At 49.5% G+C, this 13,544-nt stretch carries 10 protein-coding genes; 9 read left to right on the plus strand and 1 reads right to left on the minus strand.

What is annotated here, in order from left to right:
• Positions 1-240: 240 nt before the first annotated feature.
• The 8 genes from qoxA to ptsP all read left to right on the plus strand — a co-directional run bounded on the left by qoxA (position 241) and on the right by ptsP (position 9,425).
• Complete coding sequence (gene qoxA, locus ABNN70_RS04520) at positions 241-1,185, plus strand: cytochrome aa3 quinol oxidase subunit II (RefSeq protein ID WP_129928488.1); 945 nt, start codon at positions 241-243, stop codon at positions 1,183-1,185.
• Complete coding sequence (gene qoxB, locus ABNN70_RS04525) at positions 1,178-3,145, plus strand: cytochrome aa3 quinol oxidase subunit I (protein WP_353948869.1); 1,968 nt, start codon at positions 1,178-1,180, stop codon at positions 3,143-3,145. Before qoxA ends, qoxB begins: the two co-directional genes overlap by 8 nt.
• Positions 3,145-3,774, plus strand: a complete 630-nt coding sequence (gene qoxC, locus ABNN70_RS04530; protein WP_129928487.1) for a cytochrome aa3 quinol oxidase subunit III — start codon at positions 3,145-3,147, stop codon at positions 3,772-3,774. The genes qoxB and qoxC overlap by 1 nt, the downstream gene beginning before the upstream one ends.
• Before the next feature lies 1 nt (position 3,775).
• Positions 3,776-4,093: a cytochrome aa3 quinol oxidase subunit IV gene (qoxD, locus tag ABNN70_RS04535; RefSeq protein ID WP_129928486.1), complete on the plus strand. Its 318-nt coding sequence runs from the start codon at positions 3,776-3,778 to the stop codon at positions 4,091-4,093.
• Between the two features lie 273 nt (positions 4,094-4,366).
• A complete protein-coding gene (gene pfkB / locus ABNN70_RS04540; protein WP_353948870.1) occupies positions 4,367-5,278 on the plus strand; it encodes a 1-phosphofructokinase in 912 nt (303 codons plus the stop codon).
• 60 nt (positions 5,279-5,338) lie between these two features.
• A complete protein-coding gene (locus ABNN70_RS04545) occupies positions 5,339-7,255 on the plus strand; it encodes a fructose-specific PTS transporter subunit EIIC (RefSeq protein ID WP_353948871.1) in 1,917 nt (638 codons plus the stop codon).
• Positions 7,256-7,437: 182 nt separating this feature from the next.
• Positions 7,438-7,710 (plus strand): phosphocarrier protein HPr, encoded by a 273-nt coding sequence (locus ABNN70_RS04550; protein WP_129928483.1) that lies wholly within the window; start codon positions 7,438-7,440, stop codon positions 7,708-7,710.
• On the plus strand, positions 7,707-9,425 hold the full coding sequence (ptsP, locus tag ABNN70_RS04555; protein WP_353948872.1) for a phosphoenolpyruvate--protein phosphotransferase: 1,719 nt from the start codon (positions 7,707-7,709) through the stop codon (positions 9,423-9,425). The genes ABNN70_RS04550 and ptsP overlap by 4 nt, the downstream gene beginning before the upstream one ends.
• A 275-nt stretch (positions 9,426-9,700) precedes the next feature.
• Here the strand turns inward: ptsP and ABNN70_RS04560 are convergent, their stop codons facing one another.
• A complete protein-coding gene (locus tag ABNN70_RS04560; protein WP_353948873.1) occupies positions 9,701-11,719 on the minus strand; it encodes a penicillin-binding transpeptidase domain-containing protein in 2,019 nt (672 codons plus the stop codon).
• Between the two features lie 256 nt (positions 11,720-11,975).
• Between ABNN70_RS04560 and ABNN70_RS04565 the strand changes: the two genes are divergently transcribed.
• A complete protein-coding gene (locus ABNN70_RS04565; protein WP_353948874.1) occupies positions 11,976-13,544 on the plus strand; it encodes a bifunctional UDP-sugar hydrolase/5'-nucleotidase in 1,569 nt (522 codons plus the stop codon).

Below are 13,544 nucleotides of genomic sequence, written 5' to 3' on the forward strand. Positions count from 1 at the left end.
TGTCCGGATGGATGAAAACGCTTTATATTTTGAGATGGTTCTTATATAATAAATGTGTGATTAATATGTGAACATTAATACTGCTGACCCTATATGGCTTGTCAATGTTAAATATATCACTGCAATAAATATTCAATTAAACTATCATAAAAAGTTTATGCTATAATGTGAATGTTTATCGACAAAATATATAGGTCGTAGTAAATGGTTTTGCATTGTGGAAGGGGGAAGGTAGAGACAATGAAGAGGACCTTCAAATTAAAGATAATGGCTGCACTTGCACCTCTTTTGATTCTCCTTGGCGGATGTTCGGAAAAAATCGCTGTACTGAATCCTCAGGGACCCGTTGCACGTCAGCAGTATCACCTGATTGTCTGGTCGCTGATTTTGATGGGTCTGGTACTGGCTGTGGTTCTTATTATCTTTATTTATGTACTGGTTCGGTTCGGCCGAAAATCAGGCAAGGGATATGATCCCAACGACACAGGAAACCGGAAACTGGAAATCATCTGGCTGATTGTGCCCGTTGTGATCTGTACCCTTCTGGCGGTTCCGACAATTAAAACACTCTGGGACCTGGACAAAGCGCCGAAAGCAACAGCCGCTGCGCCGCAGACAGTAGAGAACAAAGCGCTGACTATCGACGTGATGTCTGTTCAGTGGAAATGGCTGTTCCGTTATCCGAATCAGAAAATCGAGACAGTGAACTATGTGGTCATTCCCGCCGGAACACCTGTGAAATTCAGACTGCACGCTTATGACGCGATGAATGCATTCTGGGTGCCGGAGCTTGGCGGTCAGCAGTATACCATGACGGATATGCCGATGAAACTCTGGCTGCAGGCCGACAAGCCGGGCAATTATGAAGGCCGGAGCTCAAATTACTCCGGACGGGGATTTTCACACATGTCCTTTACCGTCAGCGCGCGGTCGGCTTCCGAGTTTGATAAATGGGTCAGCGATACAAAGGAATACAAACCGGCGCTCACTGAGGAGAAGTTCAGACAGCTGCTTGAGCCGAATACGGTCAAGCCGCAGGAATTCTCTTCATACCCGGCAATTGCCGAAAAAAATTACAATAAAGCACAGATGGAAGCGCTGGATGCCGGCAAATCACCGGCTGATCATGCGATGCCCGGAATGGACATGAATGACGGCGAAGGAGGTGGGCATTCCCATGATTGAATCAATTAAAGAATTTCTCGGATGGTTCTTCGTCACCGGCGATCCAATGATCTACGGGGCAGACGTCTCCATTGCTCTGGCTTCAATCGCTATCGTGGTTGTACTGACATATTTTAAAAAGTGGAAATGGCTGTGGAACGAATGGCTGACCACAGTCGATCATAAGAAAATCGGCATCATGTATATTATTGCCGCGCTGCTGATGCTGTTCCGCGGTGGTGTGGACGCTTTGATGATGCGGACGCAGCTTGCACTTCCGGGCATGAATTTTCTTAGCGCGGATCACTATAATCAGGTCTTTACCACACACGGGACGATCATGATTATTTTTGTTGCCATGCCGTTTATTTTCGGATTGATGAACATCGCCGTGCCGCTTCAGATCGGTGCCCGTGATGTGGCGTATCCTTTTCTGAACGCCCTGAGCTTCTGGCTCTTCTTCTTTGGGGCCATGTTGTTCAACCTGTCCTTTGTTATTGGGGGCTCTCCGGATGCCGGATGGTCAAGTTATGCACCTTATGCCGGGTCGGAGCTGAACCCGGGGGTCGGACAGAACTATTATCTGATCGGGGTGCAGATCTCCGGTATCGGGTCACTTGCGACCGGGATTAACTTCCTGGTCACAATCCTGAAAATGAGGGCACCGGGCATGACTCTGTTTAAAATGCCCATGTTCACCTGGTCGATCCTGATTACATCGGTCATCATTATGTTTGCCTTCCCGGCATTTACCGTTGCCCTTGCGCTGATGACAATCGACCGGCTTTTCGGGGCACACTTCTTTACTATTGCCAGCGGCGGCTCGCCCATGCTCTGGGCGAATCTGTTCTGGTTCTGGGGGCACCCTGAAGTTTACATCGTGCTCCTGCCGGTGTTCGGCATATTCTCAGAAGTCATAGCGACGTTTGCACACAAGACATTGTTCGGCTATGCGGTCATGGTCTGGTCAATGGTTGCCATTTCAATCCTGAGCTTCCTGACCTGGCTGCACCACTTTTTCACGATGGGGAATACGGCACCGGTCAACGCCTTCTTCTCAATATCAACGATGCTGATTGCCATACCAACTGGTGTGAAAATATTCAACTGGCTGTTTACCCTGAACAAAGGGCGAATACAATTTACAACACCCATGCTCTGGGCACTGGCCTTTATCCCGAATTTCACGATCGGCGGAGTGACCGGTGTCATGCTGGCGATGGCTCCTGCCGACTATCAATATCACAACAGCTACTTCCTTGTGGCTCACTTCCACAGTACACTGATTGCCGGTACAGTCTTCGGTATTTTCTGCGCGCTGCATTACTGGTGGCCGAAGATATTCGGTTATCTTCTGGATGAAAAAAAGGGTAAATGGTCCTTCTGGGTCTTTATGATTTCCTTTAATATCTGTTTCATGCCGATGTACTTCCTCGGCCTGATGGGCATGACACGGCGGATGTACACCTATCCCTGGGGACTCGGATGGGCGCCGATTAACTTCATTATCACAATTGGCGCATTTGGAATGGGCCTTGGCTTCATCCTGATGGCCTGGAATATTGTATCTAGCGCTATTAAGGGAAAAAGGGATACAACAGGCGATCCATGGGACGGTCGCACGCTCGAGTGGTCCACTTCTTCGCCTGCTCCGGAATATAACTTTGTTCATATTCCAACGGTGTCCACGCGTGACCCGTTTGAAGCCATGAAGGAAGATAAAAGAGCAGGCAGGGCGCCGAAACAGCGGCCGATCAGGCCGATTCACATGCCGAACAATACCGGCATACCGTTCATCATGTCGGCGTTTATGTTTGTCGCCGGCTTCGGGCTCGTCTTTGAATGGTACTGGATGGCGATTCCGGGAACGATCGCTGTCATCATCTGCATGATCGTACGTTCGTTTGTCTATAACGACCATCATATTATCCCGGTCGATGAGATTGAACGTACCGAACGTGCTGCGGGGAGGTTATCCTGATGAGTGAATCACCTCTGAGTTTAGACGCAAAAGACAGAAAAAAAATGCCCCTGGAATACACGACGGAAGAAGGAGATCTTCGAATCGTCGGCTTCTGGATGTTTCTTGCGGCCGAACTGGTTCTGTTTGGGACGCTGTTCGGTTCCTATATCGTGCTTCAGAGCCATACGGCCGGCGGACCGACGGCGAAGGATCTGTTCGAAATCGGACCGGTTATGGCCGAGACCATCGTTCTTCTGGTCAGCAGTTTTACCTGCAGCCTGAGTACAATGGAACTGCGGCGGCATAATAACAAAGGCCTGATCTTCTGGCTGACCGTAACGGTCCTGCTTGGTCTCGTATTCATCGGCCTTGAAGCAAACGAATTTTATGTTTACGCCGTACACGAAGGGGCGACCCTCTCCACAAGTGCTTTCCTTTCGGGATTCTTTGTCCTGCTTGGCACGCACGGATGCCACGTGGCACTGGGTATTGTCTGGGTCACGGGCATTCTGATCCAGCTGGCTCAGCGCGGTATCACAGCGGTGACCGCACGTAAGGCATTCATGGTCGGTCTGTACTGGCACTTTCTTGATGTGGTCTGGATCTTCATCTTCACGGCAGTATATTTAACGGGGCTGGTGATATAACATGCAGGAAAATGAAAATCATGCTGCAGTAAACAAACATGCGGGTTTTCCCTGGAAACAGGTAATCGGTCTGATTCTTTCCCTGGCGCTGACGTTTCTCGCACTGTGGGTGGCTGTCGGGCTGTCCCTGCCGGTTTACATGACGCTCACAATTATCGTTGCCCTTGCTATTCTCCAGGCCTTTATCCAGTTGTTCATGTTCATGCATGTTACAGAAGGCACGGAGCCTGTGCATCAGCTGATCGGGCTTCTTTTCGGACTCTTTGTTGCCTTCGCTGTGGTTGCAGGAACAATCTGGATTCTGGCCTATGCCCTGTAAAATTTGATCATAAGCATACTGAAAAAGAGTTGCCTTCGGGACAGCTCTTTTTTTATATCTGAAAACAGGCCTTCCGGGCGTCTTACATGTGCGTATTCCATTATATGCAGACAGGTTATGACAGAATCTGATCTTTTTTGATTGATTATGAAGTCTTCCAACTCTATAATGAAAAAAGATATATATGAGGTTTACTGTATCTCTACTTGCAGATAATAATAGAAAATGTATCCGTTCTCTAACGGTAAGAAAAAAAGAAAGGTTGATCCACAGATGATTTATACAGTAACGCTCAATCCGGCAATCGATTACTTTGTTCAGGTTGATCATTTTAAAGCCGGTGAACTGAATCATGTCATATCGGACCGGAAGATGGCCGGAGGAAAGGGCATCAATGTGTCACGTGTCCTGCAGCATTTAGGCGAGGCATCGGAATGTCTGGGCTTTATCGGCGGCTTTACCGGCGAATTTATCATAGAAAAACTGGCCGATGAAGGAATCGATGCCGATTTTGTCCCTGTTGACGGGGATACGCGGATCAATGTCAAACTGAAAAGCGACACAGAAACAGAAATCAACGGTGTGGCTCCGGAGATCACAGATGCGCAGCTTGCGGCCCTGTTCTCAAAACTGGAAAAGCTGACCGATCAGGATATTCTGGTTCTTTCAGGCAGTCGCCCTGCAACGCTTCCGGTCACCATTTATAAAGAAATGATGGAAAAGGTAAGAAGAAGCGGGGTCAAAGTTGTTGCTGATACAAGCGGTGAAGCGTTCCGGAAGGCTGTCGAAGCCAAGCCTTTTCTCGTTAAACCGAATCACCACGAGCTGGGTGAATATTACGGCGTGACAGTTGAAACATTCGAAGATGTGAAGAAATATGGAAGAAAACTGGTTGAAGAGGGCATTGATCACGTGATTGTGTCTATGGGGGGCAAAGGGGCCATCTATATTGACAAAGATCAGTATCTGTACGCTCCGCCGGCTAAAGGCGTTTTGAAAAATTCCGTTGGAGCAGGAGACTCTCTTGTAGCCGGCTTCCTGTCGGAATATGTGGTCAGCGGAGACTTTAAAAAAGCCTTTCGCAAGGGCGCGGCAACCGGAAGTGCAACGGCTTTTTCAGTCGATCTGGCAACAAAAGAAAAAGTCGATGAAGTGCTGCCCCAGATTACGATCAGTAAAATCTGATCGCCGGCTTTGCCGGGACGGGAGAATAAAAGAAAGAAAAGAGAGGAAGGAAAAACAAGTATGAAGGTAACAGATCTGTTGACGGCAGCAACTGTCAATCTGGATTTGAAAAGTACGACGAAGAAAGATGTACTGGACGAACTTGCGGAAACATTGAATAAAGCGGGGAAGCTGAATGATCCGGCGGCTTACCGTGCAGCGATTGACAAGCGCGAAGAACAAAGTACAACAGGCGTCGGAGACGGGGTAGCTATTCCGCACTCAAAGACACCTGCTGTAAAAGAAGCGGCAATAGCCTTTGGACGATCGAAGGAAGGAATTGACTTCCAGTCGCTAGACGGAAAACCGGCGCATCTCTTTTTTATGATTGCTGCCGGAGAGGGAGCAAACGCGACCCATCTGGAAGCTCTGTCGACTCTGTCCACGTTCCTCATCCGTCCGGAGTTCAGAGAGAAACTGATGAAGGCGCAGACTGCCGATGAGATCGTCGGACTGTTCGACGACCAGGAAGCAAAGAGCAAGAACGTGGCCGCTGAAGAAGCACCGGCGCAAAAAGAAGAGGGTTATCAGATTCTTGCCGTGACAGGGTGCCCGACCGGTATTGCCCATACATACATGGCAGCCGATGCACTGAAGCAGAAAGCAAGGGAGATGGGCGTCTCCATTAAGGTGCAGACAAATGGTTCGACAGGAATCAAGAATAAACTGCAGCCGGATGAAATTGCCAAAGCAAAGGGGATCATTGTTGCGGCCAGTATCAAGATTGATATTGAACCGTTTAAAGGGAAGCCCCTTGTTCAGGCACCGGTGACAGACGGTATCCGGAAACCGGAAGAGTTGATTCAGGACGTCCTTGAAGGCAAAGCACCGGTTTATCAGGGCGACGGGAGCCACTCTGAAAAAGCGGCTTCAGAGGAGCCGAAGCAGTCAAGTATTTACAGGAATCTGATGAACGGGATTACGTATATGCTGCCGTTCGTCGTCGGCGGCGGGATTCTGATCGCCATTTCTTATCTGATCGCCACGTTTACGGGTATCCGTCTTCAGCCGATTGCCCACGCCACAGATGTACACAATTTTGCTGATTTACTCAGTTATATTGGAAATGGCAACGCCCTGTTCCTGATGATCCCGATCCTGGCCGGATTCATTGCGATGAGCATCGCCGACCGTCCCGGCCTTGCTCCAGGCATGGTTGGCGGCTTGATGGCCTTTACCAGCAATGCCGGCTTTCTCGGCGGCCTGATTGCCGGTTTTCTTGCCGGATATGTTGTTCAGCTGATTAAGTGGCTGTTCAGAAAATGGCCGCAGTCACTTGACGGTCTGAAGCCGGTGCTGATTTTTCCGCTGCTTGGTATCTTTGTCACAGGCAGCCTGATGTTCCTGATTAATCAGCCGATCAGCCTGTTCGTTACAGCGATGACCCAGTGGCTCGGCGGGATGGGTACAGGTAACCTGGTTATTCTCGGCCTGCTTCTTGGCGGCATGATGGGTGTGGATCTGGGCGGACCTTTTAACAAGATCGCCTTCACATTCGGCATCGCCATGATCAGCGCTGGAAATTTCTATCCGCAGGCGGCCGTGATGGCCGGCGGGATGGTGCCTCCATTGGGCATGGCGCTTGCGACGACACTGTTTGCCCGTAAATTTACGAAGACGCAGCGTGATGCCGGAAAAGTCGCTTATGTCCTGGGTGCAGCTTTTATTTCTGAAGGAGCCATTCCGTTCGGGGCGGCAGATCCCCTGCGGGTCATCGTCTCTTCAACAATTGGTTCTGCACTGGCCGGTGGTCTGACCCTTCTGTTTGGTATCGGTCTGCGTCCGCCACATGGGGGTATTTTTGTCATTCCGCTCGTCAGCAGCGGCAACCCGTTCCTGTACCTGCTGGCTATTATCCTGGGTGCAGTTGTCACTGCCGTCATTTATGGATTGTGGAAAAAACCACTTTCTGAAAAAGAGGCAGCAGCCGAAGCCTGATGTTTCACCGATTTTACCATAAATTGTGACGAATTCCGGAATAGTTCATGTACTCGCTTTCAAAGCGTTCGATCAGTTGCTATAATAATACTGTTGCGGTTACAGTTTGATGATTATAGCTGTTCGACATCCGGAAGAACTTCTGTTCCGGATTTTTCGAACAAAAAAGGGGATTTTAAAAAATGGCAGAACAGCTGTTAAAAGTAACAAGTGAATCCGGCGTTCATGCGCGCCCCGCAACGAAACTGATAAATAAAGCCAGTCAGTACAGCTCGGATTTAACGATAGAGAGTAATGGAAAGCATGCAAATCTGAAGTCGATTATGGGTGTCATGGCTATGGGTATTCAGCAGGGGGCGGTCGTCAAAGTCACAGCCAGAGGATCTGATGAAGAAGATGCATTGACCGGAATTGCTGAAGTTTTTATTTCTGAAGGGTTGGGTGAAAAACAATGACAGAGAAGATTAAAGGGATTGCCGCTTCAGCGGGAATCGCCATTGCCAAAACATTTATCCTGAGAAATCCGGATCTGTCCTTCGAAAGAAAGACAGTCGAAGATAAAGAAGCTGAAAAGAAAAAACTGAACGATGCACTGGATATATCAAAGAAAGAACTGAATGAAATCAAGGCTACGGCCGAACGGGAACTGGGGAAGGATAAAGCAGAAGTTTTTTCCGCACATCTGATGTTCCTGAGTGACCCTGAATTTGTTGGTCAGATTGAAAGTAAAATCGACAGCGACTCTCTGAGTGCCGAGTCGGCACTTCAGGATGTATCCACCTTCTTTATTCAGACTTTTGAAAGCATGAGCGATAATGCCTATATGAGGGAAAGAGCCGCTGATGTTCGGGATGTGTCGAAACGGCTGCTCGCTCATCTGCTTGGCGTATCCTTCACTTCTCCGGCGTCCATCACAGAAGAAACCGTCATTATTGCTGAGGATCTGACGCCTTCTGATACCGCACAGCTGAACCGGAAATACGTCAAGGGCTTTGCAACAAATGTCGGCGGCCGGACTTCGCATTCGGCGATCATGTCGCGTTCAATGGAAATTCCGGCCGTTGTCGGCACGAAAACCGTTCTTGAGAAGGCAAAAGATGGTGAGACGGCCATTGTCGACGGCCTGAACGGCGAAGTAATTCTCGATCCGACAAATGAAGAGATCAAAGCATACAGCCAGAAAGCTGCCGCCTATAAAGAACAGCAGGCGGAGTGGAAGAAGCTCGTTAATGAACCGACAAAAACGAAGGATGGCGCTCACGTCATTCTCGGGGCAAACATCGGAAACCCCGGGGACGTCACCGGGGTGGTCAATAATGGCGGTGAAGCGATTGGCCTCTATCGGACGGAATTCCTTTACATGGGACGCGATCAGCTTCCGACTGAAGATGAGCAGTTCGATGCTTACAAAGAAGTCGTTGAAAAAATGAAGGGCAAGCCGGTTGTCATCCGGACACTGGACATCGGCGGGGATAAGAAACTGAAGTATTTGCCGCTGCCGGAAGAAATGAATCCGTTTCTTGGCTTTCGTGCCATTCGTCTCTGTCTTGAACGCCAGGATATCTTCCGTACACAGCTGCGTGCCCTGCTTCGCGCCAGTGCATTTGGCAAGCTGCGGATCATGTTCCCGATGATTGCAACAATCAATGAATTCCGTGAGGCAAAGAAGATTCTGCTTGAAGAGAAGGACAAGCTCGTTGCTGCAGGAACGAAAGTGTCTGACGACCTTCAGGTTGGCATGATGATGGAAATCCCTGCTGCCGCCGTGCTGGCCGATCAGTTTGCTAAAGAAGCTGATTTCTTCAGCATTGGGACCAACGACTTGATTCAGTACACCATGGCAGCTGACCGAATGAACGAACACGTCTCCTATCTCTATCAGCCGTGTAACCCGTCGATTCTTCGCCTGGTCAGCCATGTGATTGATGCGGCACATAAAGAGGGACACTGGGCCGGCATGTGTGGTGAAATGGCAGGAGACGCCACAGCCATTCCGCTCCTCCTTGCACTTGGCCTTGATGAATTCAGCATGAGTGCAACGTCGATTCTGCCGGCCAGAAGTCAGCTTCTGACGCTGTCGCAGGAAGAGCTGGCGAAACATAAGGAAGCCTTCCTGAACCTGAACACAGCAGACGAAGTGCTTGAATATGTCAAAACAAAAATGAAATAAAAAGTACCCATCGGGCTGCTTGCGGGCAGCTAGATAAAACGGTATAAAACAGGCGGCAGATCCTTTCGAAGGGATCTGCCGCCTGTTTTTTTTCTGTAAGGGAAAAGGCCCGAGAAAAATGAAGACTCCGGCACGTCTGTCACGTGCCGGTCGGTTTCTTATATCGAGACGAAGCCGGATCTCAGGTAGCCGGTCGGGCCGCAGCGTAGATTTTTATATTTTCTCATCCTGCAAAAAATCCCCGGACAAAGTTCCGGGGATTTTTCATGCCCTTTCTATTTATTAAAGTATTTCTGGAATACAGCTTTGACTTTTGGCGTCACGGCGTGGCTGCCCCCGCGGTCCTGCGTATTCTCCACGATCATTGTGATGAGGAGTTTTGGATCATCGGTATTGTAAGCGACAAACCACCCGTTCTCGCGTCCGTTTTCACCCTGTTTCTGTTTGAATTCAGGTGTTCCCGTTTTTCCGGCAAGAGGCAGTCCGTTAATTTTCGCATCCCGTGCTGTTCCTGCCGGATTGTCGATCACCTGAATCAGATCATTATGGATTAATTTTGCGGTGTCCGGTGACATGACATTTTTCTTCCACATCTGCGGTGCTTCATCACTCATCAGGAGGCGTGGCTTGATCAGGCTTCCGTTGTTCACAAAGGCAGAGTAAATCAGTGACATATGCAGCGGATTCACACTGACTTCACCCTGGCCGTAACCGGAGTTCGCCAAAAGTGTTTCGCTTGCCAGTTTACCGTCGCCCGACAGGGTGGATTTCCTGAATGCATAAGGGATGGGCAGCGATTCGCCGAATCCGTATTTTTTACTGTCGGCGGCAAAGTTCTTTGCGCCGATCTTCAGTGCAGTCTGAGCAAAATAAATATTATCTGAACGGAAGAGCGCTTCCCGCAGATTGACGTTCGGATCGTGATCCAGCCGGGTCACATAGTAATCTCCCCAGCTCTTATCTTTTTGCCAGCGCGAGCCGCTGATGGCGACACTCTGGTTCGGATCGATGGCCTGATGGCTCAGAGCGACCGCGGCCGTAAAAGGTTTAAAAGTCGACCCGGGTGCAGATGCGGCAGTAAACCGGTTGAGAAGCGGTTTTTTCGGATCCTTCTGCAGCTTGTTATAAGCGTCCGGCGATATGCCGAGCACAAAGTCGTTTGGATCGTAGGAAGGGGCACTGACAAGCCCGAGAATATCACCTGTCTTCGGATTGATAGCCGTTGCGGTGCCTGATTCTTTCTGCAGCTGACTGTAGAGACTGTCCTGAACGTCTTTATCAATCGTCAGCTGGATATTCTGTCCATCTTTCGCTTCTTTTGATGCTATCGTTGCTTTTTCATTACCCGCCGCATCGGTCAGGACAATTTCAGCGCCGTCCTGCTGACGAAGCTGTTTTTCAAAGAGCAGCTCAAGACCGGTCCGGCCGATGTAAGAGTTTTCGCTGTAGCCTTCATTCGGATGTGCCTTCAGCAGTTCGGCCGTGATCTTTCCGACATACCCAGTTAAATGGGCGCTTGCCTGTTTGTCCGGATAAATTCTGCTGGCTGTATTTGTCTTGTAGATCCCCGGCAGCTGTGTCGCTTTTTTAATCAGGTCGAGATCCGAGGCATTGACCGTCCGGACCGGGACAAGACTGTCCGCCTTGACCCACGATTGCTTCAATGCGCTGTCTATTTGTTCCCGGGGAACGCCGAGCAGCTTGCTTAGCTGATTCAGCGTTTTCTCTCTGTCCGCACCTGTCGGGAGCTGCCCCGGGACGATATCGATCCGTGCGGCGTTCCCGTTCATGGCCAGCGGTCTGCCATTCCGGTCGGCAATTTCACCGCGCTTTGCCGGTGAGGTATGAACACGCACCTTATCGTCACCGGTCATCCCGGGAAGAATCAGGGAAGGCGTCCAGTTCAGATACCAGTTTTCCTTGTCATTCCGTGACTCCTGCGTCATCGATGCCTTCTGACTGAAACGGACCGGACCGGCGACCGTCTCCAGCGTTGCCGTAAAAGGAACTGACTTTTTTTCTTTATCATCCGATTTTCTGATCGTGACGTTCAGTTTTCCGGCTTCGATCCCACTGTATATTCGTTCATAACGATCAACAAATGCACTTTTACTGACGGATTTCTGTGATTTACTGGAAAGAAACTGGTACATTGTTGAAAAGTCCTGTTTCTGCCAGGCCTTGGTGAAACTCTTAAATCTGTCCTGGGCCGTCGGCTGATTCCCGCCACAACCGGAAAGCAGAAGCAATGAGGAAAACAGCAGGACGGCAAGGACAGTATATCTTCGAAACATAGTGAGACACCTCCGTAGATTCTCAGGTGATAAAGAAACGTCGTATTTATTCACACAAAAGAGACATGCGTCTTTTTCTATTATACGTGATACATGATTGCAGGCAAAATCAAGAGACATGCAGGCAATTTTTTCACAACGTTCAAGGACCTGTTTTCATCACGCCGTCTTCTGCATGGAAAATAAGATTTTCTGCCGACAGAACGGCCGTGAAATGATAGTATGTAAGTATTGAGATGGAGGCGCGACAATCAACATGGAACTGGTGATCCTTGAAACAAGTGATATACACGGCAGCATTTATCCGGTCAATTATGCAGATAACACTCGCCGGGAAGCAGGACTGGGGAAAATCGCAACACGTGTGCGAAAAGAAAGGACAGAGCATGAGCATGTGCTGCTGGTTGATAACGGCGATCTGATTCAGGGGACGCCACTGGTTTATTATTATGCCCGTTTTGACGGAAAGCACGTGAATCCGATGGTGATTCTTGAAAATCAGATGGCCTATGACTGTGCTGTTGTCGGGAATCATGAATTCAATTTTGGGAAAAAAGTTCTGGCTGAAGCTGTCCGTCATTCGGCCTTTCCCTGGCTTGCAGCAAACATGCTCAGGACAGATACAAAAGAGCCTTATTTCGGGAAACCGTATATCATCAGGACTTTTCAGAATGGATGTAAAGTGGCCGTTCTTGGACTGATCACCCAGTACATCCCCAACTGGGAGAAACCGGAAAATATCACCGGCATGACTTTTACTGATCCGGTGGAGGCGGCAAAGAAATGGGTGCCCTGGTTGCGCCGGGAGAAAAAGGCAGATCTTGTCGTTGTCTCCTATCACGGTGGATTCGAGCGGGATCCGGCGTCCGGTGAAGAGACGGAAGCACTGACCGGGGAAAACCAGGGTTATCAGCTGTGCATGGAAGTGCCCGGTATTGATGTGCTTTTGACCGGTCACCAGCACCGGAAAATCAGCGGGGCTGAAGTGAATGGTGTAACGATTGTCCAGCCCGGCTGCAACGGAACTTTTTTAGGAAAAGTAACCGTTGATCTGGAAAAAAGAGATGACGGCTGGCAAGTCACCGGGAAAAGGTCGGAACTGCTGCCGGTCACCGGTGTCCCGGAAGACAAAGAACTGTTGAAACAGACAGATCCCTTTGAAAAAGCCACACAAACCTGGCTTGACCGTCCGCTCGGCCGGATTGAAGGGGACATGCTTGTTCGCGATCCGATGGACGTGCGGACACATGATCATCCATTAATTGAATTCATTAATAAACTGCAAATGAAGGCTTCGGGTGCTGATATTTCATCGACCGCGCTGTTTCGTAATGATTCGCCCGGTCTCCCGCGCGATGTGTCCATGCGTGATATTTGCGCCAACTACATTTATCCGAACACACTGAAAGTGATCCGGATCAGCGGACGCGATATGCGGGAGGCGCTTGAGAAGTCGGCTTCCTATTTTAAAAGGTATCAGGGTAACGGGCCGATTGAAGTCAGCGAAGGCTTTACTACTCCGAAACCGCAGCATTACAATTATGATATGTGGGAAGGTATCGATTACGTGATCGATATCTCAAAGCCGGCCGGCAGTCGGGTCGTGAAACTGGATTACCATGGCGCACCGGTGCAGATGGACAGCCACTACAACGTCGTTATGAATAATTACCGGTCCGGCGGCGGTGGAGATTATTTCATGTTCCGGAACAAACCAGTGGTCAGGGATATCCCGATTGATGTGTCGGAACTGATGGCCAATGACATTATAGCCCGCAAAACCGTCCGGGCAACGGTGAATCATAACTGGAAATTAATCTACTGA

Origin of the sequence: Sporolactobacillus sp. Y61 (genome assembly GCF_040529185.1) — a bacterium.
Taxonomy (GTDB): domain Bacteria; phylum Bacillota; class Bacilli; order Bacillales; family Sporolactobacillaceae; genus Sporolactobacillus.